This is a genomic window from Streptomyces sp. CA-181903 (assembly GCF_050937075.1).
In the GTDB taxonomy this organism is placed as follows: domain Bacteria; phylum Actinomycetota; class Actinomycetes; order Streptomycetales; family Streptomycetaceae; genus Streptomyces.
Map to the genome: position 1 here is coordinate 2,367,737 of NZ_JBNJLY010000001.1, position 24,676 is coordinate 2,392,412.

26 protein-coding genes and 1 pseudogene are annotated in these 24,676 nt (G+C 73.0%); 9 read left to right on the forward strand and 18 right to left on the reverse strand.

All coding sequences use genetic code 11. The features are described 5' to 3' along the window. Nucleotides 1-340: 340 nt before the first annotated feature. On the reverse strand, nucleotides 341-1,657 hold the full coding sequence (locus tag ACQEVS_RS10525; RefSeq protein ID WP_433018443.1) for an alpha/beta hydrolase family protein: 1,317 nt from the start codon (nucleotides 1,655-1,657) through the stop codon (nucleotides 341-343). A gap of 177 nt (nucleotides 1,658-1,834) precedes the next feature. Further along, nucleotides 1,835-2,374, reverse strand: coding sequence for a GNAT family N-acetyltransferase (locus ACQEVS_RS10530; RefSeq protein ID WP_433018446.1), 540 nt, complete (start codon nucleotides 2,372-2,374; stop codon nucleotides 1,835-1,837). 287 nt (nucleotides 2,375-2,661) lie between these two features. Here ACQEVS_RS10530 and ACQEVS_RS10535 point away from each other — a divergent pair, with 287 nt between their 5' ends. Next, nucleotides 2,662-3,339 (forward strand): HAD-IA family hydrolase, encoded by a 678-nt coding sequence (locus tag ACQEVS_RS10535; RefSeq protein ID WP_433018449.1) that lies wholly within the window; start codon nucleotides 2,662-2,664, stop codon nucleotides 3,337-3,339. 109 nt (nucleotides 3,340-3,448) lie between these two features. Here the strand turns inward: ACQEVS_RS10535 and ACQEVS_RS10540 are convergent, their stop codons facing one another. The 4 genes and pseudogenes from ACQEVS_RS10540 to ACQEVS_RS10555 form a co-directional block, all read right to left on the reverse strand. After that, nucleotides 3,449-3,922 carry a carboxymuconolactone decarboxylase family protein gene (locus tag ACQEVS_RS10540; protein ID WP_433018452.1) on the reverse strand — a complete coding sequence of 158 codons (474 nt, stop codon included), beginning with the start codon at nucleotides 3,920-3,922 and terminating at the stop codon, nucleotides 3,449-3,451. A 32-nt stretch (nucleotides 3,923-3,954) separates the two neighbouring features. Beyond that, nucleotides 3,955-4,851 carry a phosphatase PAP2 family protein gene (locus tag ACQEVS_RS10545; protein WP_433018455.1) on the reverse strand — a complete coding sequence of 299 codons (897 nt, stop codon included), beginning with the start codon at nucleotides 4,849-4,851 and terminating at the stop codon, nucleotides 3,955-3,957. Between the two features lie 267 nt (nucleotides 4,852-5,118). Further along, a pseudogene (locus tag ACQEVS_RS10550) lies at nucleotides 5,119-6,080 on the reverse strand (hypothetical protein). Beyond that, on the reverse strand, nucleotides 6,077-6,418 hold the full coding sequence (locus tag ACQEVS_RS10555) for a PadR family transcriptional regulator (protein WP_433018458.1): 342 nt from the start codon (nucleotides 6,416-6,418) through the stop codon (nucleotides 6,077-6,079). The pseudogene ACQEVS_RS10550 and the gene ACQEVS_RS10555 overlap by 4 nt, the downstream one beginning before the upstream one ends. A 160-nt stretch (nucleotides 6,419-6,578) precedes the next feature. Between ACQEVS_RS10555 and ACQEVS_RS10560 the strand changes: the two genes are divergently transcribed. Further along, the gene (locus tag ACQEVS_RS10560) at nucleotides 6,579-6,971 is read left to right on the forward strand and encodes a VOC family protein (RefSeq protein WP_433018461.1); all 393 of its coding nucleotides are present in this window, start codon (nucleotides 6,579-6,581) and stop codon (nucleotides 6,969-6,971) included. Between the two features lie 498 nt (nucleotides 6,972-7,469). On the opposite strand, the gene ACQEVS_RS10565 is transcribed toward ACQEVS_RS10560, so the two are convergent. Next, nucleotides 7,470-7,799 carry a putative quinol monooxygenase gene (locus ACQEVS_RS10565; RefSeq protein WP_433018464.1) on the reverse strand — a complete coding sequence of 110 codons (330 nt, stop codon included), beginning with the start codon at nucleotides 7,797-7,799 and terminating at the stop codon, nucleotides 7,470-7,472. A gap of 229 nt (nucleotides 7,800-8,028) precedes the next feature. Beyond that, a complete protein-coding gene (locus ACQEVS_RS10570; RefSeq protein WP_433018467.1) occupies nucleotides 8,029-8,787 on the reverse strand; it encodes a GntR family transcriptional regulator in 759 nt (252 codons plus the stop codon). A 364-nt stretch (nucleotides 8,788-9,151) separates the two neighbouring features. Here ACQEVS_RS10570 and ACQEVS_RS10575 point away from each other — a divergent pair, with 364 nt between their 5' ends. Then, a complete protein-coding gene (locus tag ACQEVS_RS10575) occupies nucleotides 9,152-9,457 on the forward strand; it encodes a DUF6255 family natural product biosynthesis protein (protein WP_433018470.1) in 306 nt (101 codons plus the stop codon). A 57-nt stretch (nucleotides 9,458-9,514) separates the two neighbouring features. Here the strand turns inward: ACQEVS_RS10575 and ACQEVS_RS10580 are convergent, their stop codons facing one another. Beyond that, complete coding sequence (locus ACQEVS_RS10580; protein ID WP_433018472.1) at nucleotides 9,515-10,096, reverse strand: TMEM165/GDT1 family protein; 582 nt, start codon at nucleotides 10,094-10,096, stop codon at nucleotides 9,515-9,517. 533 nt (nucleotides 10,097-10,629) lie between these two features. Here ACQEVS_RS10580 and ACQEVS_RS10585 point away from each other — a divergent pair. Then, entirely contained in the window at nucleotides 10,630-11,100 is a 471-nt protein-coding gene (locus tag ACQEVS_RS10585) for a DoxX family protein (RefSeq protein WP_433018475.1), read from the forward strand. 392 nt (nucleotides 11,101-11,492) lie between these two features. Beyond that, nucleotides 11,493-12,125, forward strand: a complete 633-nt coding sequence (locus tag ACQEVS_RS10590) for a DedA family protein (RefSeq protein ID WP_433018478.1) — start codon at nucleotides 11,493-11,495, stop codon at nucleotides 12,123-12,125. 209 nt (nucleotides 12,126-12,334) lie between these two features. On the opposite strand, the gene snpA is transcribed toward ACQEVS_RS10590, so the two are convergent. Continuing rightward, nucleotides 12,335-13,090 (reverse strand): snapalysin, encoded by a 756-nt coding sequence (gene snpA / locus ACQEVS_RS10595; RefSeq protein ID WP_433018481.1) that lies wholly within the window; start codon nucleotides 13,088-13,090, stop codon nucleotides 12,335-12,337. A gap of 363 nt (nucleotides 13,091-13,453) precedes the next feature. Here snpA and ACQEVS_RS10600 point away from each other — a divergent pair, with 363 nt between their 5' ends. Then, complete coding sequence (locus ACQEVS_RS10600) at nucleotides 13,454-14,581, forward strand: LysR family transcriptional regulator (RefSeq protein ID WP_433018484.1); 1,128 nt, start codon at nucleotides 13,454-13,456, stop codon at nucleotides 14,579-14,581. 305 nt (nucleotides 14,582-14,886) lie between these two features. On the opposite strand, the gene ACQEVS_RS10605 is transcribed toward ACQEVS_RS10600, so the two are convergent. After that, nucleotides 14,887-15,312 carry a hypothetical protein gene (locus ACQEVS_RS10605; protein WP_433018487.1) on the reverse strand — a complete coding sequence of 142 codons (426 nt, stop codon included), beginning with the start codon at nucleotides 15,310-15,312 and terminating at the stop codon, nucleotides 14,887-14,889. 258 nt (nucleotides 15,313-15,570) lie between these two features. On the opposite strand from ACQEVS_RS10605, the gene ACQEVS_RS10610 reads away from it, so the two are divergent. Further along, nucleotides 15,571-16,800 carry a serine hydrolase domain-containing protein gene (locus ACQEVS_RS10610; RefSeq protein ID WP_433018490.1) on the forward strand — a complete coding sequence of 410 codons (1,230 nt, stop codon included), beginning with the start codon at nucleotides 15,571-15,573 and terminating at the stop codon, nucleotides 16,798-16,800. Between the two features lie 282 nt (nucleotides 16,801-17,082). Here ACQEVS_RS10610 and ACQEVS_RS10615 read toward each other — a convergent pair whose 3' ends face one another. The 7 genes from ACQEVS_RS10615 to ACQEVS_RS10645 form a co-directional block, all read right to left on the reverse strand. Further along, a complete protein-coding gene (locus ACQEVS_RS10615) occupies nucleotides 17,083-17,763 on the reverse strand; it encodes a histidine phosphatase family protein (protein WP_433018493.1) in 681 nt (226 codons plus the stop codon). A 388-nt stretch (nucleotides 17,764-18,151) separates the two neighbouring features. Next, the gene (locus tag ACQEVS_RS10620; RefSeq protein ID WP_433018496.1) at nucleotides 18,152-19,321 is read right to left on the reverse strand and encodes a hypothetical protein; all 1,170 of its coding nucleotides are present in this window, start codon (nucleotides 19,319-19,321) and stop codon (nucleotides 18,152-18,154) included. 68 nt (nucleotides 19,322-19,389) lie between these two features. After that, a complete protein-coding gene (locus tag ACQEVS_RS10625; protein ID WP_433018499.1) occupies nucleotides 19,390-20,445 on the reverse strand; it encodes a gluconolaconase in 1,056 nt (351 codons plus the stop codon). Nucleotides 20,446-20,648: 203 nt separating this feature from the next. Beyond that, nucleotides 20,649-20,909, reverse strand: coding sequence for a hypothetical protein (locus tag ACQEVS_RS10630; RefSeq protein ID WP_433018502.1), 261 nt, complete (start codon nucleotides 20,907-20,909; stop codon nucleotides 20,649-20,651). Between the two features lie 206 nt (nucleotides 20,910-21,115). After that, a complete protein-coding gene (locus tag ACQEVS_RS10635) occupies nucleotides 21,116-21,298 on the reverse strand; it encodes a hypothetical protein (protein WP_433018505.1) in 183 nt (60 codons plus the stop codon). Between the two features lie 127 nt (nucleotides 21,299-21,425). After that, entirely contained in the window at nucleotides 21,426-22,112 is a 687-nt protein-coding gene (locus ACQEVS_RS10640; protein WP_433018508.1) for a hypothetical protein, read from the reverse strand. Between the two features lie 37 nt (nucleotides 22,113-22,149). Next, the gene (locus tag ACQEVS_RS10645) at nucleotides 22,150-22,536 is read right to left on the reverse strand and encodes a hypothetical protein (protein WP_433018511.1); all 387 of its coding nucleotides are present in this window, start codon (nucleotides 22,534-22,536) and stop codon (nucleotides 22,150-22,152) included. A 192-nt stretch (nucleotides 22,537-22,728) separates the two neighbouring features. On the opposite strand from ACQEVS_RS10645, the gene ACQEVS_RS10650 reads away from it, so the two are divergent. Then, complete coding sequence (locus ACQEVS_RS10650) at nucleotides 22,729-23,346, forward strand: DUF6058 family natural product biosynthesis protein (RefSeq protein ID WP_433018514.1); 618 nt, start codon at nucleotides 22,729-22,731, stop codon at nucleotides 23,344-23,346. Nucleotides 23,347-23,847: 501 nt separating this feature from the next. Continuing rightward, nucleotides 23,848-24,522: a hypothetical protein gene (locus ACQEVS_RS10655; protein ID WP_433018517.1), complete on the forward strand. Its 675-nt coding sequence runs from the start codon at nucleotides 23,848-23,850 to the stop codon at nucleotides 24,520-24,522. The last annotated feature ends 154 nt before the right edge of the window (nucleotides 24,523-24,676 follow it).

Consider the following 24,676-nt stretch of genomic DNA (forward strand, 5'->3'; position numbering starts at 1 on the left):
CAGCGCCTCCTCGGGGACGGGGTCCGGGGTGCGGACGGGTTCCGTGGTGCGAACCGGTTCCGGCGCGTCGCCTTCCCATCGTCGTCCGGATGGCCGCCCGGGGCCCGCCGGGCTAGGCCGTCACGGCGACCCAACGGACCCCTCACGACCCGGCTGACCTGGGGCGTTGGCGCGAAGGGCAGGACTTTTTGTATCTTTGGGAAACAAAGTGGTTCCGCCCGCACTCCCTGACCGGCGGGCGGAACCGCTTGTTCTCTCGCGCCTCGGCGTCCCCTCCCCGCTCCTTCGCACCGCTCCGCGCTCACTCGCGCTCCCGAGGGCTACGCCTTACGAATTCTTCTTACGAGTTGTTGCGGGCGGGGCCGCCCTCCTCCCGCTTCAGGAACGCCACCTCCGGGAACTCCGCCGACGGGCCGTCGAGCAGCTTCCCGGGCGCGTCGCGCAGCTGCCTGTCGAAGAAGGCGACGAGGTACGCGCGGGTCAGCGCGTTGGCGCGGTCGCTGGTGAGCGTGCCGAACGCACCCGCCGCGTCCTCCGGAGGCACCCCCTCCGGCAGACCGACCCGATCCGCGAGCCAGTGCATGTCCGTGAAGGTCATATGGCCGCCCTTGCCGACGTCCAGCCAGCGCTTCCAGCCGGTCAGGCCCTTCCAGGCGGGGCTCCAGGTGTCCATGGGCCCGCCGAGGTCACCGGCGCGGGCCGCGCCGAGCAGCAGCACCGGCTTCTTGACGCCGCCGGCGGGCGGCTCGGTGAAGAAGTCACCGTCCATGTCGGCGACGGCGGCCACCCGCGCGTCCTGCCCGGCCGCCTCGACGGCGCTCGCGCCGCCGATGGAATGCCCGGCGACACCGATCCGGGCGCGGTCGACCCGCAGGCCGGACACGGCCGGGGAGCCGGAGGTGAGCCGGTCGAGGACGAAGCGGAGGTCCTTGGCGCGGTTGCGCACCACCTCCGCGTTGTCACGCCGCTCCGGCCCGCAGACGGCGCACTGCTCGATCCGCCCGCCCGGGAACTCGACGGCGGTCTCGTAGGTGTGGTCCACCCCGGCCACCACATAGCCGTGGCTCGCCAGTTCCTCGGCGACGGAGGTGAGAGACGCCCGGCTCTGCCCGAACCCCGGCGAGAGCACGACGAGCGGCCGGGCCCCACCCGCCGCCGGCGCGGCGTCGACGACGGCGTGGGTGCGCACGGTGCTCAACTTGGCGTTGCCGTACAGCGCCTCGGAGAGCGCCGGCGAGACGTACGGCGCCGTGGCACCCCGGCCGGACCGCGCCGGGTACCAGACCGAGACCATCAGCTCGCGCTTCCCGGCGGACGGCTTCCAGGGGTCCGTCCGGGCCTCGTCGACGAGGCGGAGGACCTTCTCCCCGATCGCCTGCCGGACGGTGGGGGCGGGCACCTCGGGCCCGGCGACGGCTCCGGCCCGGGTGGCTTGAGGGGCGCGGGTGGCGTGAGCGGCTTGGGCACCGGTGGTGGCCGGGGCCGCAGTGACGGCCGGGGCCGCGGTGGCGACGGCGCCGGCGGGTATCCAGGAGGCGGCGAGCGCGCCGAGCAGGGCCGCGGCGGTGACCGCGCTCCTGTGGACGCGCCGGTCGCGAAGGGGGCGTTGCGCGGTAGAGGGGCGTTGTACGGAACGGCGTGCGGAATTCCTCGTCATGTCCGCCACGGTAGAAAGCCCTCAGGGGACGGGCATCGCCCCGAGGAAGGAAGGCAAGGCCCTTACGGGACGTACCACGTGACGGGAGGTCAGCCACACGAACGATGTAAGGGCCACCAACCGGCGGGGGTGCGCGCGAAGGGTGCCCGCGCGCGACACGCGCGATGGCCCCCGCCGTCAACTCCCCGCCGCGTAACACCGAACGGCCACCTTCCGCCCCGGCCCCCACTCCTGTTCGACCGTGGCGAGCAACCGCCAGCCGAGCCGCTCGTACAGCGCCGCGGCCGCCACGTCGGAAGCCACCACGTCGAGCACCGGATGCACACCGCGTTCCCGCGCTTCCGCGACCGCCCGCGCCATCAGCAGCGCGCCGGTCCCTCGCCCGCGTGCCGACGGAGCGACGAACAGCCGGCCGACCACGGCGGTCGCGTCGACGCCCACCCCCGTGCGGGCGCTCCACACTGCGGGCGCCGCGTCCCCCGCGCCACTCCGGGACAGACCGACATGCCCGACGACACGTCCGTCCGACTCCGCCACCCACGAGGCGACAAGCGACGCCGGTGTCAGCCAAGCCGCGGGAGACTCGGGCCAGTTCACCGGATATCCATCGCGTTCATGGGTCTCCGCCAACACCCGGACGCAGGCACCGAGGTCACGGTCCTCCCGCCGCCGAACACGCGCGGAAACTTTCACGCCGGACGCACTCTCGCTCTCCATCGCGGCATGGAAACACAGCCCGCACCTCGCGACCAGCGACTTTCCCCATCACCGGGACTCGTAGGCGGGCGCGTGCGGTCCGCCCGGCCGTGGACCACGGGCCTCCACCGCACCTCGACGCACCTCGACCGGGAGCGCCGGAACGCGCACGCCTGAGCGGACACGGACGCGAATGAGACGCGCCCTTGGCGCGTCCCTCACCGTTTTGTATCGTGGAGGAACAAAGCGGAGCCGCTCGCCCGGGAGCGAGCCCGGTGACGCCCGCCCCACCCCCGCAGGAGCACAGCATGCCCAGGTCCGAGTCCATTGGTGCGATCAAGGCCGTACTCCTCGACATGGACGGCACCATCGTCAACTCCGACGTGGTCGTCGAGCGCTGCTGGCGCCGCTGGGCCGAGGAGCACGGGCTGGACGCGGACGAGGCCCTGAAGGTGGTCCACGGCCGCCAGGGCTGGGCCACCATGGCCGTCCTGCTGCCCGACCGTCCCATGGAGCTCAACCACGAGGACAACCGGCGCATGCTGGCGGCCGAGACCGCCGACATGGACGGCGTGGTCCCCGTCGCCGGCGCGCCCGCGTTCATGAGCGCCCTCGCCGGGCTCCCGCACGCCCTCGTCACCTCCGCGGACCGGCCCCTCGCCGAGGCCCGCATGGCCGCCGCCGGGCTGCCGATGCCCGCCGTCCGCGTCACCGCCGAGTGCGTCGGTGCCAGCAAGCCCGACCCCGAGGGATTCCTCAAGGCCGCCGCCGAACTGGGCTTCGCCCCGCACGAGTGCGTCGTCTTCGAGGACTCGGGCGCCGGCATCGCGGCCGGCCGCGCGGCCGGCATGCGCGTGGTCGGCGTGGGCCCCCGCGCGGCGGCCCACGCTCCCGACGCACACGTCCTGGACCTCACGGAGGTCCGCGTGGAGGCCGCGGAGGACGGCGGCATGACCCTCCACCTCACCGCCGAAGGCGACCGCTGACGCGCCCGCCCGGCCCGACCGGCTCCGACGAACCGGACGGGCCGGTCAGGTGAACCGGACAGGCGGTCAGGTGAACCGGACGGGCGGTAAGGCGAACCGGTCCGACCGGTCAGGCGAACTGCCCGGGCCGATAGTCGCCGGCGGGCTGCCGGACCATGACGTTCATGCGATTGAAGGCGTTGATGAGCCCGATGAGGAACACCAGACCGGCGAGCTGCCGCTCGTCGTAGTGCCCGGCGGCGTTCGCCCACACCTCGTCGGGGACCCCGCCGGCCCCGTCGGCGATGCGGGTGCCCTGCTCCGCCAGTTCCAGGGCGGCCCGCTCGGCGTCGGTGAATACCGTCGCCTCCCGCCAGGCCGCGACCATGTGGAGCCGGTTCGCGGACTCGCCCGCGTGGACGGCCTCCTTGACGTGCATGTCGAGGCAGAAACCGCAGCCGTTGATCTGGCTGGCGCGGATCTTCACCAGCTCCTGCGTCGCGGTCGGCAGCCCCGAATCCGTCACGACCTTGCCCGCCGCGACGAGGTGCTTCACGATCTCGGCGGTCTGCGGGTCGCCGAAGAGGTTCAGACGCGCGTTCATGTGGACTCCCGGGTCGCGTCGCTGTTTCGCTGTCACCTCTCGGACGGGGCAGCCCGCCGCGCTGTGACGGCTCCGCGAGTGATCCGCGTCTCACCGCGCCGCCCCGGTCCCGCACCGGCCCGGCCGTCCACCCCGCCGACGCACCAGACCAGCACCGAGCACAGGAAGGCCGCCGCCGCGAAGACCAGCGAGGGCGCGAGGCCGTCGTCCCGCGCGCCGGCGACGAGCGCGCCGGCCGCCGACAGCGCCATGGCGGCCGTCCGCGACGCACGGGAACGCCGTGTGCCGCCCGGCAGGGCAGTGCCCGGCGCCTCGTCACGCGGCAGCGCCCGGGCCGCGACGCCGTAGCAGGCGCAGGCCAGCAGCGTGGAGCCGATTACGTCGCTGGGCCGGTGATGGTAAGTCGCCTGGACGGCGCCGGCGGTGACGGCCAGCCAAAGCATGCCGGCCGCGGTGACGTGGGTACGGAAGCGGGGCGCGCTGACGAGGACCGCACCGAGGACCAGCCCGACGGGAACGGCCACGTGCCCGCTGGGGAAGCTGCCCTCGCCGAGCACCCCCGGGGCGCCCACCAGGTCCGGCCGGGGCAGCAGCATCCTGGCGAACTCCTTGCCGCCGACCGCGGCCCCGACCACACCGGCCGCCGCGACCCCGCGCCACCAGCACCTGCGCGCCACGGTGACGGCCGCGATGACCACGAGGCCCACGAGCAGGGTGGGCATCGCGGTGTGCTCCAGGGGCGGCAGGGCCGACGAGCCGTAGGCCGCGCCCGACCAGTCGTAGATCCACGCCGGTTCCGCACCGCCGTCCCCGCGCATCAGCGCGTTCTCCGCCCGCTGCCCGAACGGCGTGCAAACGGCGAGCAGATAGACCACCGGGAAACCCAGGAGGCACAGCACGGGCAGGGACGAACGGTCGTACCGGGGCATGGTTTTCTCCGCCTTCATGAGGGGACGGCGCGGTGCGGGGACGGCGCGGTGGAGCGGACGGCGCGGTGGGGAAACGGCGCGACTGAGGGGGCGGCGAGGGTGGAGCGGGACGGCGAGGCAGGGCGGGACGGCGGGGTGGAGTGGCCGGCGGGGGCGAGCGGACGGCGCGGTTGCGGTAACGCCACGCTTGCGGGAACGGCACGCTTGCGGGAACGGCGCGGTGTGATCCCCTCCGGCGCGGTGTGACCCCCGCCCGCTCCCCCGCCCCTACCCGGCGAGCGCCCGGTCCCGCCGGTGCCGGGCGGTGATCGCCAGGGCCGGAAGGGGGGCGACGAGGAGGACCAGGACGACCAGGTCCGGCAGGGACCGCAGGAAACCGTCCGGCCGGCCGACGATCGCCTGTGTGCGGACGAACGCGAAGGCCGCGACGGGGATCAGCCAGCGGCGGTCGCCGGTGGCGGATGTCGCCACCCATGCGGCGAACAGCCCGGCGACCTCGAGGACGAACAGGCCGCGCTGGAAGGACGGACTGACCGGGAGGACGTGCAGGCCCCCGGCCGTGAACATGGCGAGCACCACGGGGATCAGCCACCGGTACGAGTGCCTCCGCAGCCGGCCGGTACCGCGGCACGCGGCCAGTACGGCACACGCGGCGCACAGCGTCCCGGACAGCACCAGGTCGCGGGCCGTGATGGGAGCCCCCAGCCCGTAATAGCCCAGCCCCGCCTTGCCCTCGTCGCCGAAGAGCGTCGTGCTGGTGTACGTGGCACCGGCGAGGACCATGGCCGCCGCGGCCGGCAGCGCGACCCACCGCCTGCCGCGCAGCAGGGCGACCAGGCAGACCAGCGGCAGCAGCCCGTAGGGCAGCATCCGCGTGCGCGTACCGGAACCCCGCGCCCACGGGTACCAGCCGGAGAACCGGAAGGCGATGGCGTGCCGGCCGGGGTCGACGCGCAGCGCCCAGTGCCACACGTCCTGCAGGTACGGAACCAGGGCCAGCGCGGCGAGGACGAGGGCGCTCAGGTGGACGCCGTCCACCCACCACGGCCGGCCCGTGTCGTCGACGACGGCGCGGGCGCGGGCCTGCGCCCCGGCGCGCACCAGGGCGACGGCCTCCCGCGGCGGGGCCAGGAACGTCCGGGGTACGCCTCGGACAGGCAGGCCAGCAGTTCCTCCCCCTGCCGGGAGCGGTAGGACTTCGGGAAGGCGGCGAGCAGCAGACGGTTCACGCCGGGGCCGTCCCGGCGTTCCGCGAGCGCCCTATGACGAGCGCCGCCGCCTGCTGCATCCGCAGCGCCTCCCGGCCGAGCGCCTCGGTGCCGTCCTCCGTGAGCCGGTAGTAGCGCCTCGCCCGCCCGTCCACGATCTCCTCTTCACCGGGGTCCACCAGCCCGGCCCGCTCCAGCCGGTCCAGCGCGCCGTAAAGCGTGCCGACGGCGATCCGGAGGCGCCCGCCCGTGGCCTGCTCGGCGGCCTTGATGATGCCGTAGCCGTGCAGGGGTCCGTCCATGAGCGCTGCCAGGATGAAGTACTGCGGCTCGGTCAGGGACGACTTCTGTCGTGTCATGCGGAGGAGCATATATCGCGCTGCGAAATATAGCGTCACAGGGAACGGCCACCCGCTCCCTCGCCGACCGGCCCTGTCACCTTCTCCGCACGGCACTCGTCATAGGGGCGACGACCGGCATGCGAACGGCCGTCTCACCGGCGAGCGAATCGAGAAGACGATGCTGACCAGCCTCATGTACGTGACGGTCTACGTCACCGACCAGGACCGCGCCCTGGCCTTCTACACCGACGGGCTCGGCCTGGAGAAGCGGATCGACTTCTCCGGACCCGACGGACGCTTCCTGACCGTCGGCGTTCCCGACAGCCCGGTGCAGATCGTCCTGTGGTCGTACGCGCCGGCCGCGGGACAGCCCGGCGAGAGGGACGAACCCCCCGCGCCCGGTCCGCTGATCCTCGAATCCGACGACCTGCGCGAGGACTTCGAGGCCATGCGCCGCCGCGGCGTCGTCTTCGAGGGGGACGCACCCGAGGACTACCCGTTCGGGGTCCGCGTCGAGGCGGTGGACCCGGACGGCAACCGGATCTCGCTCCGTCAGCAGCGAAAGCCGTGACCGACCGCCCGCCCGGCCTCCCGGCCGAGACGTTCGAAGCCCGGCGCGACCGGCCGCGCGCCGCCGCACACCGCGTGCCGGGCTCGCAGGCCGACGCCGAGGAGGTCGTCCGGTAAGTCGCTCAGCCCGCCGCCCCCGCCCGTTCCGCCCGGGCGCGTTCCGTGCCCCGGCGGGCGGCCGGGAGGTCGCCCCCCGGACCCCTCCGTCGGCTCCGCGGCCGGGGCACGTCCGGGCGCAACTCGACGACGGACACGTTGAGTCCGTCGGCCGGCCGGCCCGTTCAGTACGCCGATCCGGTTGACCGGCTGGACCCCCCGCTCGACCCGCGAGAGCCGGCTCGTGCTGCGGCCGAGGAAAGCCGCCGGCTCCTTTGCGGCAACCCGCGCCGGGCCCGCCGTCCCGCGACGCGGGCGTCGAACGCCCGCCGTTCCCTGTCGCGTTCTTCCGAATCCCCGCGATGCCCGCGGACCCCGCGCCCCACGCCGGTCACCGTTCCGCTCATGCCCCGCCGTGCCCGCCGGCGCGTTCTCCGTCGAGGCGCTCCAGAAAGGTGACGTCGGTGCCGATGACGTATTTCTCGCGTTCGGCGAGGAAGTGCCGCACGTGCGGCTGCCGTTCATGGTCGTCGAACGCGGCGCGGTCGGCGTACAGCTCGTAGAAGACCCGCACGTGGGGCTCGTCCGGCACGCGATGCGTCGCGTACACCAGAGTCCCGGGTTCATGCCTTCGGATGTTCTGGACCGTCCGCGCGACCAGCGTGTCGAAGCCCTCCGCGGCCTCCGCGCCGCGCAAGGTGAACCGGACGACCAGGCCGAAACCGGCAGCCATAAGCGCTCCCCTCGTGTCGCACCAAAGAATCGCAGAGGTCCGGGCAGGGCGGTACGGTCGCAGGATTCCTTGACCCACCGGGTGCAGAGAATCTCGATGTCGCCGGACCGGCCGGCCCGCACGGGGAGGTGGCGCACTCGCCCTCCCGCGTGAGGCCGTGCGGGTGACCGAGGGCGGCGACGGGGAGGGCGCGCCCACGGCGCGGCCCGCGCCCACCGCGAAGCCGGCCTTACCCTTCGAATTCGTACTCGAGGACGTACGAGGCGGAATCGAGCGTCATCTCGTTGACCTCGACGGCTCTCCCCTCCCCCGTGAACGCGGTACGGCAGATCAGGACCACCGGCGTACCGGGGGCGAGATCGAGGCTTTCCGCCTCCTCGCCGGAGGGCATACGGCTGCGAATCTCTTCCCGGAACCTGACCGGGCGGTGGCCGAGTTCCGCGAGGCGGGCATACGTGCCACCGGGCCCGGTGTCCTCGCTCTCGACGGAGGTGCCGGCCACCAGTTCCGCCGGAAGATACGAGACCGAGAAAAGCACCGGCTTGCCGTCAAGGACATACCGGCGACTGCGGACGCGGACGGGCTCACCCTCCGGCACCCCCAGTTGTTCGGCCACGGGTCCGGGAGCCGGGCGCTGCGCGACCTCGAGCCGGTCGACGACGAGCGTGCGGTCCTCGATATCTCCGGACCATATGGACCGGCCCGATCCCCACCTCGCGGAGCTGAGACGCGGAATGCCCCTCCGCCGGATCGGACGGAACGAGCGGACGAAGACTCCCGCGCCCTTCCGGGCTTCCACGATGCCCTCGGTCTGCAGGACTCCGAGGGCCTGCCGTGCCGTCATGCGCGCGACCTGATAAGCGGCCATCAGGTCGTTCTCGCCCGGCAGCCGGTCACCCGGCCCGTATTCGCCGTCCTGGATGGCCTGTCGCAGCGCGGCGGCGATGCGCTGGTACTTGGGCAGGCGGCGGGCGCCCTGATCGGCCATGGGGTGATCACCTCTTTCTTCACCGGACAGCGTAGAGGGCCGGGCCCGGCGGCTTCGGGAAAGAGAATTTTGCCCACTTTCCGCCCCAAGGGGCGGCGATTGACATCTCTAGAGGGAAGCGCTTCACTGATTTCGTCTCTAGAGATGCCCTCCGGGCGTCCCGAAGCATCTGGACAAGGGGTCCGCGCGTGCGTGAAAAGACCTTCGGAACAGAAGTCCCCCTTCAAGCGCGTTCCGCCGGGCTCAATTCCGGTGCGGCGCCTTTCTCTTGGCACCTCGAAGGCACCCGGTGGCACCTCGAAGGCGTCCGGGAACGGTGTCGCGGAGCCGCCCGGCAATCGGACCACTCCCTCTCGGCGCCCGCATGAGCGGCACCCCGTTCCTGACGCCGCCCGCCAAGTGTCAACACCCGGCCTGGGGTTGGACGACGACAGGCGGCATGCGGACCTGCGGCGCGTGCGGGACGCGCAGGGTGGACGACTACCGGGCGCTCGCCCTCGCCCTGGAACTCCCGGCGCCGACGAGGCTGTTCGGGGCGACCGCCCGCTGCCGGGGCACCATGACGATCACACCTCACAGCCACCCCACCGACCCCACCGCCGACCGCCGCGCGGACCTGCTCAGGCGGGTACGGGAAGCGAACCGCTGGAGCGCCGAGCGGCGGCCGTGAAGGGCGGGTGTGGGTCGGGGGCGGGTGCGTCAGGAGCGGATGCGCCAGGGGGGAGCCCTAGCCCACCGCCGCCTCGTACAGGCTGAAACCGGCCAGCGCCAGCATGACCAGCGCCGCGATGCGGGTGATCAGCGTCAGGGGCACGTACCGCATCAGGGTCCGGCCGCCCACGATGCCCAGGCCCGCCACGGCCCACAGGCCCAGGACCGCGCCGAGGCCGACCGAGACCGGGTCGTCGTAGCGGGCCGCGAGGTTGGCGGTCATGATCTGGGTGAGGTCGCCGAACTCGGCGACGAGGATGAGCATGAAGCCGGCGCCCGACACCTTCCAGAAGGACTGGTCGGCGGGCTTCCTGACCTCCTCGTCGTCCTCCTCCTTCTGGAACAGCAGCATCGCCGCGCCGATCAGGAAGGCCGCGCCGACGATCGCCTGGAGCAGGCGGTGCGGGAGGAGGGTGAGCAGGCTGCCCGCGGCGATGGCCAGGGCGACGTGGACGACGAAGGCGGCCGCGACGCCCGCGAAGACGTACGAGGCGCGGTAGCGGGTGCCGAGCATGAGCGAGGCCAGGGCGGTCTTGTCCGGCAGCTCGGCCAGGAAGATCACGCCGAAGACCAGAGCGGTGACGGTGAGGCTGATCACAGGTTTCCTCTTCGGTGGGGCTGCCGCACCGGAAGGGTCCTGCCCTGGGCCCTGGGGGATTCGAGGGATTCAGGGGTCGCTTCGGCACGGCAGCGTCATGGACACTGCGGCCGAAGGTCTCGCTGGCCGACACCCTTGCGGGTACGGCCTCCGGGCGCCGGCCGGGCCTGGGCCCGGCAGTATGTCGACGTTCCGGCGAAGAGCTACTCCCCTTCTGCTCCTCTCAGGGTACGGGACGGGAGCGGCTGCCGTCGTCCCCCGATTCCGCAGAGGCGGGTGGGACGGGCCGCGGATGGCCGGGCCGGCCGGGTCGAGCACGCGTTCCACTTTTCGTGGCGCGCCGGAAGTCGCACGCTGTCATCAGGGGGACCGCACGACCGGCCGCCGGACGACACCGGCGAACCGCCGGGGCGCCCGGCGCACGACCGGAGGCGCTCGAAGCGAAAGAAGAACTTGAACTTGCAAGTATCGTTAGGGGTACCTAACCTTTGGACCTCTCGTCGTATCCGTCCCCCGACACGAGGAGCAGTCCCATGCCCCCCACACCCACTCAGGCCGCCCCCCGCTCGGCCCCCGCGTCCCGCGGCTCCGCACCGCTCACGGAGCGCCTGGACGCGGCCCGGCCGTACGTCCTCTCGCTGTTCCGGATCGTCGTCGGCCTGCTGTTCGCCTGCCACGGCGCGGCCTCCCTCTTCGGCGTCCTCGGCGGCGCGGCCGGCACGCACGGCGGCACCATTGAGGCCGGCACCTGGCCCGGCTGGTACGCGGCCGTCATCCAGCTCGTCTGCGGCGTCCTGGTGATGCTCGGCATCGGCACCCGCGGCGCGGCGCTGATCGCCTCCGGTTCCATGGCGTTCGCCTACTTCGACATGCACCAGAAGGTCGCGCTCTGGCCCATCCAGAACGGCGGCGAGGCCGCGGCGATGTTCTGCTGGGCCTTCCTCCTGCTGGTCTTCACGGGCCCGGGCGCCCTCGCCGTCAGCCGGCTGTACTCCCGTCGCTGAACGGTCTCCCGGTTCCCCCGGGGGCGCGGCCGCGCAAGCCCCCGGCGCACGGCCGCACAACCCTGGCGGCATGGCCGCACGACCTTGACGGCACGGCCGCACGACCCCGACGGCGCGGACACGCCCCCCTGACGGCACCGCCGCCGGCCCCTTGGGGACACGGCCGCGAGCCCCCCGAAGGCCGTACCGGGGCCCCCGAAGGCCGTACCGAGGGCTCTCACAGGCCCTAACGGGACCCCGGTAGACCCGATTGGGGGCGCGTGATACGTACTACATCGCGCGCCCCCCTTCACTTGCCTCAGGAGTCCCAGGCGTACTCTGTACGGTTGTGAAGGCCGCTCCTGCCGCTCCCCTGCGACATCGCGGCGGGGGACCGTAACAGGAGATCGGACGTGCTGGATCAGCTGGGGGCGTTGGCCGACACCCCATGGATATACGTGATCGTCGCCCTATCGGTGCTACTGGACGTCTTCTTGCCGGTGCTGCCGAGCGGGGTGCTCGTGATCACCGCGGCCACCGCGGCGGCCGGCTCCGCCGTGGGCACCCACGGCCACACGGCGCTTCCGGAGATGTTCGCCCTGGTGGCGTGCGCCGCGACGGCGTCGGTGGTCGGCGACCTGGTCGCGTACCGCGTCGCCTGGCGCGGCGGTGACCGCTTCGACCGCGCCATCGCCCGCTCGCGCCGCCTCACGGCCGCCCAGGAACGGCTCGGCACCGCGCTGCTGCGCGGCGGCGGCGCGCTCGTCGTCCTCGCCCGGTTCGCCCCGGCCGGCCGCTCCGTGGTCAGCCTGGGCGCGGGCGTCATGCACCGCAGGGTCCGGGAGTTCCTGCCCTGGTCCGCCCTCGCGGGCGTGACCTGGGCGCTGTACAGCGTGTTCCTGGGGTACTTCGGGGGACAGTGGCTCGGCGCGACGTGGATCGGCACGGCCGTGTCCGTCCTCGCCCTGTTCCTCGCCGGCGCGGGCGCGGCGTTCCTCGTCCGCCGCCCGCACGAGCCGGAGGCGGCAGCGGCGGAGGCCGGCTGACGACCGGAGTGCCACACCCCGCATCGACCGAACGCCGGACGGCCCGGTCCCCACTCACCCCGGGGGCCGGGCCGTTCGGCGTTCCACGTCGCCCGTCAGGGCCTGCCCCTGGGGGCAGAGGCGCCCGCCAAGGCGGAAGCGCCCCTCAAGGGCCGGGCCGCACACGGCCATCCGCCGGCCCGCCGGCCCATCAGTGGATCAGCTCCGGCTCAGTAGATCTTCTTCAGCGCGCCCTGCTTGTCGAACGCGGTCAGCCCGTTGCGCCACAGCGAGTCCACCCGGCCGCGCTCGTTGGCGTTCGGGTAGCGGTTGGTGCAGGACGGGCCGGGGCCGCCGCCGGACATCAGTTCGCTGCACGGGCCCGAGTAGTGGTCCGGCAGGCCGAGGACGTGGCCGGTCTCGTGAGCGGTGACGCGCACCGAGTCGTACTGCTGGTTCTGCTGGTAGTCGAGGAAGACGTACCCGCGACCGTGGCCGTCGGTGCTCGCGTACGAGCCGCGCGAGTCGTCGCCCTCGTAGTACTGGAAGTCCGCGTTGTAGCCCGCCTGGAGGCGGACGTTCCGGACGGAGCCGTTCCATATCTGGGCGCTCTGCGCTATCTCGTCGGCGAAGCTGGGCGCCTGGCTCGCGTCGTACGTCACCGTGACCGTGCGCAGCCCGGGCGACGCCGCCTGCTTGGCCTTCGCCGACTTCATGACCGCCTCGAAGAACGCCTTGTTGTTGGCCTCTTCCTGAGCCGAGCCGACGTACGACGATCTCGTCATGCCCTGCCCCGCCTGCCCCGCCTGCCCCGACGGGACCGTCTGGGACTTCTGGGACACCTGGGCCGTCTGGGACGCCGTGGTGGCCGCGGTCGCCGGAACGGCCGCGGTGGTGGCGGCGACGGCGAGACCGAGGGCCGCCGCGGCGACCAGGGCGGAGCGCCGCGTGGAGCGCTTCAGGGAACGCTGCATGGAGTGGTTCATGTGGGGGACTCCATTTCCTGCGGTCCGCCGCCACGGGCCGTGCGGGTGGGACGCACGTCCGGGTGACGAACCGGTGAAGTGTCTGGTCCCGCAGAGTGTCTGCCGAGCCGTCGGCGGCCGGGATGATGCCAATCCGCGATAGCTCCGGCCAATCACCCCGGCCGCCCACCACCCCGTCCGGCACGCCATGGACCGACCCGACTGCACCGTTCCGCTTCAGCCCCCGACGCAACACCAACCACTTCCGCACCACTCACCTCACCCGCCCCGCAACGCACCACCGTCCATACACCGACGCGCGGTTGACGAGCGGCTCACACACCTGCCCGAGAATGTGCCTGGTGTGGCCAAGGGGGCACGGTTATGCTCCGGACCGTGGAGCTTGAGGTCAGGCACCTCCGTGCACTGTGCGCCATAGCCGACACCGGAAGCGTACGGAAGGCCGCATTACAGCTGGGCATGACCCAGCCCTCGCTCACCACCCAGCTCAGGCGCATCGAGGGAGCGATCGGCGGGGTGCTGTTCACCCGCGGGCAGACGGGCAGCCGCCCCACGCCCCTCGGCCACTCCGTACTGTCCCGCGCCCGCCCGATCGTGGCCGAGATGACCGCCCTGGTGATGGCCGCGCGGGACGCCGCCTGCGGCATGGGCGGCCTCTGTCTGCGCCTCGGCAGCGTCGGCGGCCCGACCGTGGCCGCGTGGCTGCGCCGCGTCCACCGCCGGCTCCCGGGCACGGACACCACGATCCACATAGAGGTCTCGTCGGCCGCCCTGATCCAGCTGCTCGCCACCAACCAGCTCGACGTCGCCCTCGTCCAGGAGCCGGCCGGTTTCCCGCTCCACCTCCCGCCCGGCCTGGAACGACGCGTCTTCGTCGACTGCGAGCCCCGGTTCGTCGCGCTGGCCGCCGGACACCCCGGCGCGGCGCTCGGGTGCGTGCCGCTGTCCGCACTCGCCGACGACTCGTGGATCATCGACCCGACCGCCGACCACGACTGCGCCGCCCTCCGCCGCGCCCTCTCGACGGCCGGCCTCAACCCCCGGCTGCTCCAGGTCCGTGACACCGCCACCGCCGCCGACCTCGTCGCGTCCGGCGAGGCCGTCCGCCTCTGCCAGCCCACCGCCGAACCGACCGATGGCACGGTCGTCCGCCCGCTCCTCGGGGACCCCCTCACGGCCCGGCTGTCCCTGGTGTCACGGACGGGCGCGCTGCCCATCACCGAGGTCGACGCGCTGTTCGAGGATGTCGCGCACGCCTACGAGGAGTTGGCGCGCGGCAGCACGGCGTACCGCGCCTGGCGCGAGCGGCGTGGCGAGATCCGGCCGCCGGAGGCGTACGCCGCCTCGCAGCTCCCCTCCCCCACTCCCCCTGTGGATCACACGCCTCCCGCGTCCCCCGCCGCTCCCCCGCCCCACGCCGTCCTCCGCGCGCCGGCCGTCCGGCTGTCACCCACCGGAGCACCGCAGGAGCACCGGCACCTCTCCGCCTGAGGCCACCCGGGTGAGTCCGGGCGGATTCCCGGATGGGAACGCCCGGCGGCGGGCAGTCCTTCCTCACCCGGGCGGACGCACGCGCCCGGCGACGAGGAGCACGCCTCATGCCTTCACGTCAACGACCCCGTAACCGAAGCCCGTTGAGGAGCGGCAGCCCCTGAAGCGTCCGCGCCCGTCCGGGGTACGGCGGTCCCCCGGCGGGCCGGACCGGGCGGGCGGTGGCGGACGTCCTCACCGCCACCGCCCGCCACCCGCCACCCCAAACCGACCGCCCACCACCCGACTCCCACCACCCGCCGCGCTTATCCAAGCAACAGCCGCTCCGCCTGCTCCATCACCTCGGCCCTCTCGAACGTCAATCGCCCCACATGCACCCCGTCCGACCCGTACGCCGGTTCCTTGAGGACGGCGCTCCGCGCGACGTCCAGCGTCCAGGGCTCGCCGTGTACGACGAGTCCGACGGCCGGCGGCATGACGCTCATGCTCCAGCCCGCGCCGAGCAGCCATCTCCCGTAGGAATCGGCCTCGTTGGAGGGGTTGGACGGCAGGTTGCGCGCCGCGAGTTCCCACAGCGAGGCCGCAGCCGGTGACGTCCCCGGCACCGGCACGGTGGCCACCACCGCCATCGACTCGTGCCTGGCGTACGCCAGCACACACCGGGCGTCCGGCCACTGGGCCGTGAAACGCGCCATGATCACCCGGTCCGATCCGGTGATGCGCCTGGCCATGCCGGTCCCCTCCCCTTCCGCCGGTGCCCCCGCCGGCCTTTTCTCGTGCAACCAACAGCTGTGGGACGTACGGGGTCACGGGTACGGCCGAGGTCACCCGTACCCCAGGCGTCGCACCCGCATGTCCGCAATCGCACCTCCGCCGGGCGGGGTGGTGCCAGGTACACCCCGCCCCCGGTGTCCAGACCCATGGCCCGCCCCAGGCCCCGGTGATGAGATCAGTGCGACGAAACGACGCGAGTGCGAGGAGAACGGATCATGCGGGTGCGCGGACGCGATCGGCGACCGAGCCGTCGGAGCGGTAGGGCCGTCCTGGCCGGCGGGGCGGTCGCCGCGGTGGCGGCCCTGCTGACGGGTTTCACCCCGGCCACCCCGACGCAGGCGGCCACCAACAGCCGTACGGCGAACGGCGGCACGCTGGACGCGGACGTCCGTGCCCTCCGGTCGGCGGGCGGGGACGTCCGGGTGCTCGCCGAGGTGGACACGGGCCGCGGCGTGGCCCGGTCGCGCGCGGGCGGCGGCTCGGCACCGACGCCCTGGGACGCCCGCTTCCGGATCGCGAGCACCACGAAGACGTTCACCTCCGTCGTCGTCCTCCAACTGGTCGCCGAGGGCAAGCTGTCACTCGACGACACCGTCGAGAAGTGGCTCCCCGGCGTCGTCAAGGGCCAGGGCAACGACGGTTCGCGGATCACCGTCCGCGACCTGCTCCGGCAGACGAGCGGCCTGTTCGACTACGTCAGGGACCCGGAGCTCGGCCGGGCCCTCGGCGAGGGCTTCGACAAGGTCCGCTACAACGCGACGTCCGCCGAGGAGTGGGTGGCCGTCGCCATGCGCCACCGGCCACTGTTCACACCGGACCACGCGCACCCGCGCTGGGCCTACTCCAACACCAACTACCTCCTCGCCGGCATGATCGCCGAGAAGGCGGGCGGCATGGGCTGGCGCGAGCAGGTGGAGCACCGCGTCATCGCCCCGCTGGGCCTGCGCGACACCTCCGTGCCGGGCGCCAACCCGTACCTCCCCGGCCCGCACGCCCGCGTCGTCCTCCGCACCCCCGACGGCAGACTGACGGACGTCACCGATCACAGCATCCAGCACACGGCCGACTCGGGAGTGGTCAGCACCACCGCCGACCTCCGTACCTTCTTCCGCGCCCTGGCCGGCGGAAAGTTGCTGCCGCCCGCCCAACTCCGCGAGATGCGGCGGACGGTGGCCAGGACCGGCGACGCGGACGACCTCGCGCAGTGGCCGGACGGCGGGTACGGGCTGGGCGTGCGCTGGACCCCGCTCACCTGCGGCGGCGGCTACTGGCACCACGAGGGCGACGGCTTCGGCTCGTACACCCGCACCGGCGTGACCCCGGACGGCCGCCGCTCCGTCGCGGTCTCCATCACCACCAACGGCGCCGCCCCCGATCTCGTCCGCCTCAACAAGGCCGCGCGCAAACTGGCGGACGACGCGCTGTGCGGGCGCGTGGAACGCTGAGCGGAGCGGGGTACGCCGAGTCGAGCGGGGAACGCCGAGCTGAGCGGGTCCGCTGAGCCGAAGCGGGGACCGCCGAGTTGAGCGCGCAACGCCGAGCCGAGCGGATCCGCTGAGCCGAAGCGGGGACTGCCGCCCCGGGTGGGGTCTCCCACCCGGGCAGGGAACGCCGGGCCGAAGCGGGGGCCGTCACCCCGAGGGCCGCCGCCCCGAGCGGAGGAAGCCGAGCCGAGCATGACCGCCGCCCCGAGCAGGGGACGCCGAGCCGAGCACGACCGCCCCCGCTCAGACGGCCGGACGCACCCCGAACTCCACCCGCCGCAACCCCCCGCCACCGTCGGCGACCCACCGCGAGACGGAGGCGTTCGGCACCGGCCACAGCTGATCCGGCGTCTCGCCGCCGAGTACGTGGCGCAGCGCCACGACGACCGCGTCGTGCGCCACGAGCAGCACCCGCCGGCCGGGCGGGACGGCGGCGGGGTCGCGCAGCAGGGCGCGGACGCGGTCGGCGACGTCGGGCAGCGACTCGCCGCCGGGCGGCCGGTACGTCCACTCGCCGGCCCGTTCGCGGCGCAGGACCTCGCCGGGGTCGCGGTCGCGGATCGCGTTCGCGTCGTGCCCCTCGAAGACGCCCATCCGCCGGTCGCACAGCCGCTCGTCGAGGATGGGCGGAGGCAGGGGCGGCCGGCAGCCGAGCCGTCCGGCCGTTTCCGCCATCGCCTCCCACGTCTGCCGGGCCCGGACGTACGGGGAGACGACGACGGCGTCCGGGGCCGCCCCGGCCAGCCACCGGCCGAGTCCGGCGGCCTGCTCCCGGCCGAGCGGGGTCAGCGGTACGAGGGGGTCGGCGCCGGGCGGCAGCACGGCGGGCGTGCCGGTGGCGCGGGCCCGGTCGAAGAGCACGTTGGCCGTGCTCTGGCCGTGCCGGACGGCGATCAGCTCGGCGGGGAGGGCGGGTTCTGCCACGGGCGGACTCCTGAAGAGGGGCGGCCGGACGAGCCGGGGGAAGGCACCGTCCTGAGCCGTACGTACCCCGCGAGGCACATCTCACGTCGCACCCGAGGCACACCACACGTCACACCCGAGGTCACACCCGAGGCGCGACACATGTCACGCCCGAGGACACCTGGAAATCACCGACCCGCACGTCATCGCGCTCAGCGGCTCCGCCCACCACCCGATCCTCCGGCCGACGGGCGACCCCGCCGACACGGTCGAGGGCACCGCGCCGCTGCTCACGGAGGCGGAACCGGCCGCGGCGGACGACTACGAGCGCACGCCGGTGCCGCTCGCCTCCGGCGCGGAGGCGTGGGTGTACGCGCCGGCGGGAGCGGGGACGGCCGCGTGAAGGCGCTCACGTCCCGGGCGGCGGAAGCACCTTGCCGACGCCGCCCGGAGCCTCGGTCGCGCACTTGGTGATCCGCCACAACTGGCCCTGCTGGTTGCTGACGTAGATCTGGCCGTCGGCGGTGTCCAGCGCGAGGCCCATGCAGGACTGGAGTCCCGAGGCCACCACGCGCTGCCCTCCGTCGGCGAGCGTGATCTCGTAGAGGCGCCCGAGCTGCTGCTGGGGAGCGAGGACGTAGGCCCTGCCGGCGCCGTCGAGTTCCACGCGCACGGCGTTGGCCCCGGGCAGCTCGGTCAGGACGTGGTGCTTGCCGTCGGCCAAGGCGGCCTCCTGCAGGGTGCCGGAGGTGTTGCCGACGTACGCCTTGCCCTTCCCGTCCAGTGCGACGCAGTTGATGCCGCCCCCCAGGTCCGTCACGGCCGGGCGGGTGTTCTTGCCGCCCAAGTCCACCTCGGTCAAGTGCCCCTCGGTGTAGTCGGCGACGTACGCCTTGTCCTGCCCGGCCAGTGCCACGCCGTACGCGCCGGTGACGCCGGTGTGCACGGTGAACGAACCGTCGGACAGGTTCACCACCAGCAGCCGCGCGCCGGCGTAGTCGGTGACGTAGGCACGGCCCTTCCCGTCCACCTTCACGTCGCCGACGTCCCCGAGATCCTTCGCGATCACGCGCTGGGCGCCGGTGGCGAGGTCCACCGCGGACAGCTTGTGGCCGGCCCGGTCGGCGACGTACGCCGTGTTCCGCGCCGGGTCCACCGCGAGGCCCTCCGACGACCCCAGGCCCGTCGTGACCAGGGAGTAAGCCGCCCTGTCGTCGATGAGATCCGACAGGACGTCCATCTTCGGCATGTCCTTGTCGCTGATCTCCGCCTTCGGCGGGCCGCACGCCTTCATGCTCGACGACGCCGTGCGGGACACCGACTGGGGGTCTTCGGAGACCTTGCGCTGTGCAGCGGACACCTCCTTGGCATTCCGGAAAAGCCCGCTCAGGAACTCCATCGCGCCGAACGCCCCGTGCGCCGTCTGGCGCACCAGCCACGGGTCGCGTTCCTTTTCGAGGTCGCCCGCGTCCTTGGAGACGCCCTCGGCTCCGGGGGTGTTCTTCCGGAGCTTTTCGGTGGACTGCTCGGCGGAATCGTGCTGGTCCCCGCCCTTGTCGAAGACGTTTCCAAAAGACATGCCCGTCCTCCTGACCGGCTCGGCACGCGCAGAGGCCCCTCTTCTCTTCCGGGTCTTGCCGGAAGCTTTCAGAGAGGCTGCTTCTGATCCGCCATATTGATCTCCTCGGGCTGGAAGACCCGATGCTCCCCGACCTTCACGGCGACGACTTCCGCCACCCCCTTCTGCATGAACCTCTTCCCCGGGTCGGACATGTCGAAGTTGTCGTTCCCGTCGGCGACTTCGCCGAGCGGCCACGCGATGACGTGGCAATACTCGCTCCCGCCCTGCGGCGGAGTGCATTTGACCGGCACCGGTTGCTCGTAATACAGGGCGACCAGGCCGCCGAAGGTGACCGGGATGTCGTATGAGAAACGTCTGATCTGCCGCCGCGTCGTGGCCATGACGTCCACGCGACTGCCCACCGGCACGGTGACCGACGAGGTGTGCTTCCAGGCGGTGGTCAGCGAGCCGCTGACCGAGGCGGTGATGCCGAGCATCAACTGCGCCGACAGTTCCCCGGTACCCGTCGCCGAACCCGACGCCGTCGTCGTACTCGTCGCCTGGGTCTGGGACTCGTTGTCGACGCCGATGTTGTCCTTGCTGTTCTTCAGCGTGGTCTTCATGGACTTGTTCAGCGCCATGCTCTTCTGCAACTGCGTCTGCACCGCCGCGGAGGTCTTCGCTCCGAACGTGAGCTGCAACGTCCCCTGCAGCGACCAGCTGATGGTGTTCGAGATCGAGAACTCGACCGTGTCCGTCGCGGTGAACTGGACGGGGTCGGTGGCGTTGACGTACGTCTGCTTGGAGAGCACGTCGGGAGGAGGCTGCTCGATGCCGCACTCCTCCTCGATGAGCGGCACACCCAGATTGAGGTAAGCACGCCACCCGCGCCGGCGTGCCGTGTCCTCCCCGGCGGGAAACCCCTCATAGCGCACGTCGTTCAGGGAGAACCCGACCGGGCAGATCTCCTTGTCCCCGTCTTTGGGCTTCCTCTTCAGCCTGGACAGGTTCCGCTCCAGAATGGCCCGTGCCTTCCGGGGGATTTCGAGCTCCTCCTGGTTCTCCGTCGTCAGGGGATGACGCATGAATACGTCGCCGAGATAAGCCCGCCCTACCGGGTTCTTCTCACTGGGATCGGCCATCGCCTTCCGGCTCCTCTCGCCGCACGTCTCCCGCCGCGCGTCGCGTTGCCGGGGCGGGAGGAGAGCTCTGGGGAGGAGGCCGCCGCGTGCCGGCCCCGCCGACTCCCAGGCACCGGTTCCAGAGTCACATCCCCGACGGCGGCTGTCGCGCCGGCGAGGTCACACGGGCGATCCACGACCGCGAAGGCCGGCCCGCACCCGGCTCAGCGCCCGCGCCGCCACCGCAGCGGACCGGCGGCCAGCCACTCCGCGCGCAGCTGCTCGTACTCCCGCCGCTCGGTGGTGGTGAGCGCGCGTCCCCGGCGCTCGGTCAGGAAGGCGCGGATGGCGCGGTTGATCTCCTCGGCACACGGCTGCCGGCGGACGGACTGGTGGGCGGGCTGCAGTGAGGGCTGGTGGGAGGACTGACGGGAGGACTGGTGGACGGACTGCAGAGAGGGCTGACGGGAGGGGACCAGGGACATGCCGACAGGCTAAGGGGGGCCACTGACAAACGGCCCATGATCCGCGCAGAGTTCAGGAGAAGCTCATCAAATCCTCATCAAGCGGGGCAGGCGGGCCGGCACAGCGGCCGTACCGCTCCTGCGGCCCCACACCGGCAAGAAGCCTCGCTCGTCACACCCGCACCAACGCTCACACCCACGGGCCATCCCCACGCTCACACCCGCCGTCACGCCGCCGTGCAGTACCGGCCCCGCCCCCGGGTGGCCGCGAGCCACTCGGTCCGCAGGCGGGCGTACTCCCGCCGCTCGTCACCGGTCAGCGCGCGGCTGCTGCGCGCGGCCAGGAAGCTGCGGATGGCGTGGTTGATCTCCTCGGGGCATGCGGGACCTGCGGTCCGGGCGTGGGACATGCGCCCAGATTACGAACGCACACGAACCACCGCATCCGATTAACGCCCCGGCGCGCGCCCGCACCGATCACCGGCCCCTCACCGTGGCCGATCACTGATCCCTGGGTGATCGGTGACCGGCCACCGATCACCGATCACCGACGATCGCCACCGCGAAAGCCAACCTCCGGTCGAGCCAACGGGACTTGACGCGGAAGTCGACCCCCTCCGACCGCATCACCTCCTCGCCCCCGGCCGTCCAGAGCAGCGTCCGGTCACGGCGCGGCCCGTCGCCGCCGTCGGCGCCGAAGGAGAGCGCCGAGTCGACGACGCCTTCGACGAGCTTGCCGACGGCGTGGACGGCGGCGTCCTGCCGGGAAAGAGCGGCCCACTTGTTCCGTCCGACGACCTCGGGGCGTCCGGGCTGCTCGACGCGCCAGGTGTGCCGCAGCAACCGCCTCGCCGGCGGCACCCGCCGGACGCGCCCGACCTCCAGCCCCTCCCCGTCCCGTACCAGGTAGCACCGCTCGTCACGGCCGTCCGGGCCACCGCCCTCCCGCTCGACCGTGCACAGAACGCGCCGCATCTCCCGGTCCTCGTACAGCACGCTCGCGCCCGCGCCGGGGGCGGCGACCAGGGCGCACGGCGGGTAGACCCGGCCCGCGCCCTCCCGCCGGGGCACGCGGACGGCGGTGGGCCCGAACACCGTCCGTCCGCCCTTCGCGTCCTGCCGCTCCACACCGCCGACGGTGAACGTGGTGACGTCCCGCCAGTCGAGAACCGGCGGCAGCGGCTCCCCGCCCCGCCCGCCCCGCGTCGTCCTTCCGAAAACCATCCCCCGACCCTAAACGGCCGCTCCTGGGGCCGGCCGCTCAGTCCCACCGGTTGAACAGCACCGACCCGAGGTTCTCGGGCCGCCAGTAGGCGATCTGCTCCCGCTCGGCGCCGGACAGGGCGGCAGCGTCGGCCTCCGTGAGCGGCGCCGACAGCCGCGCCGCGCTCAGCAGGGTGAACCCCAGGCCCCCGCGGCCGGAGGCCCACATGGGCGGCTCGCGAAACCCGTCCTGCCCGTCGGCGAAGGCGACCAGCGGATAGTGGGCGTTGAACAGCGCGACATGCCGCCCGGTCCGGTCGTCGGCCGTGGCACGGTGGAAATCGGCCGGATACGCCGCTGCCGCGAACTCCCCGACTCGCGCTCGCCCCACCCGAGTCACGGCGTACCAGGCGGCCCGGCACTCCCGCGGTTCGACGACGGGCACGGCCGGTTCCCCCCGCCCCCGAAACCCGGTCACCCCCATCGCGACCGTGAACACCGCCTCACCCACCCCTCTCGCCACAGCCCTCCGGGCCGGAACGATACCGGCGCACCCCCACCCCCCATTCGAACGCACAATCGAATTCGCATACGATCACGGGCCGACCCACCCCAAGACGGCCCCCAGGAGACGCCCGTGCCCACCCCCACCCTCCGGCGGCAGCTCGCCGACCGCTTCCTCGACGTCAACGGCGACCACCCGATGACGGCCGCGGACGACGCCTACGTCACCGAGCAGTTCGCCGTCCTGGACGAGCTCTGCGCGGCACACCTCCGGGACGCGGACGAGGTACGCGGACTGATGCTGGCCCGACGCCTGCCCCTCCCCTCGTACCTGCGGTCGGACGGCGCCGAGATGGTGCCGGCGGACCTCTTCGGCCTCGCCGAGGCGGCCGGGGGGCCGGACCGGCTGGAGGCGTGGTTCGTTGGCCACTGGGCCGATCCGGCCGAGGGCCGGGCGGAGTGGGACGCCTACCTGAGCGGCCGGTACGTGTGCCTGCGCTCCGTGCGCCCGGACACCATCCAGCGCAAGGAGTACCTGACGGCGGCGATCGGCGCCGCCCCCGGGGCCGCCGACGCCGGCACCGCCCCCTGGTCGGCGCGCCTCCACGCCCTGATCGACGAACTCGACGTGCTGGAGCCCGCGTTCGCCCCCTACGACCGCCTCCGCTTCGGCGGCCCGACCTCCCGCGACACCTGCATCGACGCGATGCGCGCCCGCTTCCCCCGACCGGCGGCGGAGGCGGACGCGTAAGACCCCGCACCCCGCGCGCTCTCCCCCGGTCGATATTCGCTCGCCCCGCAAACCGGCGAACCACCATAATCCGGTGCGGGAGGGGAAGAACCACATGCCCGAGGTGATCGTCTGCGCACGGTGTGACGCCGTGCTGTCCGCCCCCGTGTCGCGGGTCGCGCTGCCCGCCAACGCCCGCTCCTCGTACGGACACGAACTGCTCCCCGTGCTCATGGAGTCCGGTACGTACGCCGTCGACCCCGAGCCGTCGGGCCCGCCGTGGCGGCTCTGGGACGAGGTCGGGCCGGAGGAGGCGGCGGCCCGGGGCGTGTACGCGCCGGTGTACTCCCTGTCGTACGGGCCGCCCGGCGCGATCGTCATCGCCCCGGGCGACTCCCGGGGCACCGCCTTCATCCCCGGACGGGCCGGGGGCTACTGCTGCGGGGTGGGGGGACGGACGGGCCCAACCTCGCCTGTGAGCACTGCGGCCGGGAAGTCGCGACCCTCGATGACGACTGCTCGATGTGGCAGGCGCTCTGGTTCCTCGTACACGCCGTACGCCGACGCCCGGCCGGGACGACCCGCCGGGCGGACGACGGGAGTTCCCCGCCGGCCGAACGACCGGGCATACCGTCCATTCCCCCCACCGAAGGCTGGGACGTCCGCTGGGAGATGGCGGCCGGCGCCGCACTGGCCCACCTGCTGGCCGCCTCGGGCGGCAGTCCCGTGAGCCTTCCCGACGGCTTCCTCACGGACATGTTCGGCCGCACACTCGCCGCCCTCCTCCCACCGCGGGCCCTTCCCGGCGCCCCCGCGAAGCGGGCGGCCCTGGCCGGGCCGGGCCTGCCCGCCCCCGGTTCCGACGTCGACATCGTCGTGGTCCCCCGGCATCCGCGGACAGGGGAGCCCTCTCTCCCGCCAGGCCGCGCGGGGAAGGCGCCGGCGACCGTCCCCCTGCCCGCCGACATCTGGACGTACCTCGCCTTCCCGGAAGACCGCCGCTTGGTCCAGGCGCCCGGCACCCTCCCCGTCGAGATCCTGCGCGACGATCCCCTGCCCCCACGCCGCCTGTACCTCTTCCGCCCGTATCCCGACACCTTCCTCGACACACTGGCCCGGCTGCCGGCCGTCCGGCAGCCGTGGCTGCGCGCGATTTACGACCGGGTGCGGAAGACCCGGTACCGGTCACTGCTCTGATTCCAGGGCTTCCCGGCGGTGTGCGAGAAGGCGGGGGAAGGCGGGGATCTTTTAGACGCACGTCGCCGACGCGCTCCCGCGCGACGGTGAGGAGCCGGCCCAAGCGGGGTCTGGGCCCGGATCCCCGGAACGCCCCTGCCCGGGCTCGGGGATG

Excerpts from the sequence above, each read along its gene's own strand:
- ACQEVS_RS10525 (WP_433018443.1), bottom strand. The coding sequence starts at position 1,657 with ATGACGAGGAATTCCGCACGCCGTTCCGTACAACGCCCCTCTACCGCG.
- ACQEVS_RS10530 (WP_433018446.1), bottom strand. The coding sequence starts at position 2,374 with ATGGAGAGCGAGAGTGCGTCCGGCGTGAAAGTTTCCGCGCGTGTTCGG.
- ACQEVS_RS10535 (WP_433018449.1), top strand. The coding sequence starts at position 2,662 with ATGCCCAGGTCCGAGTCCATTGGTGCGATCAAGGCCGTACTCCTCGAC.
- ACQEVS_RS10540 (WP_433018452.1), bottom strand. The coding sequence starts at position 3,922 with ATGAACGCGCGTCTGAACCTCTTCGGCGACCCGCAGACCGCCGAGATC.
- ACQEVS_RS10545 (WP_433018455.1), bottom strand. The coding sequence starts at position 4,851 with ATGCCCCGGTACGACCGTTCGTCCCTGCCCGTGCTGTGCCTCCTGGGT.
- ACQEVS_RS10555 (WP_433018458.1), bottom strand. The coding sequence starts at position 6,418 with ATGACACGACAGAAGTCGTCCCTGACCGAGCCGCAGTACTTCATCCTG.
- ACQEVS_RS10560 (WP_433018461.1), top strand. The coding sequence starts at position 6,579 with ATGCTGACCAGCCTCATGTACGTGACGGTCTACGTCACCGACCAGGAC.
- ACQEVS_RS10565 (WP_433018464.1), bottom strand. The coding sequence starts at position 7,799 with ATGGCTGCCGGTTTCGGCCTGGTCGTCCGGTTCACCTTGCGCGGCGCG.
- ACQEVS_RS10570 (WP_433018467.1), bottom strand. The coding sequence starts at position 8,787 with ATGGCCGATCAGGGCGCCCGCCGCCTGCCCAAGTACCAGCGCATCGCC.
- ACQEVS_RS10575 (WP_433018470.1), top strand. The coding sequence starts at position 9,152 with ATGAGCGGCACCCCGTTCCTGACGCCGCCCGCCAAGTGTCAACACCCG.
- ACQEVS_RS10585 (WP_433018475.1), top strand. The coding sequence starts at position 10,630 with ATGCCCCCCACACCCACTCAGGCCGCCCCCCGCTCGGCCCCCGCGTCC.
- snpA (WP_433018481.1), bottom strand. The coding sequence starts at position 13,090 with ATGAACCACTCCATGCAGCGTTCCCTGAAGCGCTCCACGCGGCGCTCC.
- ACQEVS_RS10600 (WP_433018484.1), top strand. The coding sequence starts at position 13,454 with ATGCTCCGGACCGTGGAGCTTGAGGTCAGGCACCTCCGTGCACTGTGC.
- ACQEVS_RS10605 (WP_433018487.1), bottom strand. The coding sequence starts at position 15,312 with ATGGCCAGGCGCATCACCGGATCGGACCGGGTGATCATGGCGCGTTTC.
- ACQEVS_RS10610 (WP_433018490.1), top strand. The coding sequence starts at position 15,571 with ATGCGGGTGCGCGGACGCGATCGGCGACCGAGCCGTCGGAGCGGTAGG.
- ACQEVS_RS10620 (WP_433018496.1), bottom strand. The coding sequence starts at position 19,321 with ATGTCTTTTGGAAACGTCTTCGACAAGGGCGGGGACCAGCACGATTCC.
- ACQEVS_RS10625 (WP_433018499.1), bottom strand. The coding sequence starts at position 20,445 with ATGGCCGATCCCAGTGAGAAGAACCCGGTAGGGCGGGCTTATCTCGGC.
- ACQEVS_RS10630 (WP_433018502.1), bottom strand. The coding sequence starts at position 20,909 with ATGTCCCTGGTCCCCTCCCGTCAGCCCTCTCTGCAGTCCGTCCACCAG.
- ACQEVS_RS10635 (WP_433018505.1), bottom strand. The coding sequence starts at position 21,298 with ATGTCCCACGCCCGGACCGCAGGTCCCGCATGCCCCGAGGAGATCAAC.
- ACQEVS_RS10640 (WP_433018508.1), bottom strand. The coding sequence starts at position 22,112 with ATGGTTTTCGGAAGGACGACGCGGGGCGGGCGGGGCGGGGAGCCGCTG.
- ACQEVS_RS10655 (WP_433018517.1), top strand. The coding sequence starts at position 23,848 with ATGTGGCAGGCGCTCTGGTTCCTCGTACACGCCGTACGCCGACGCCCG.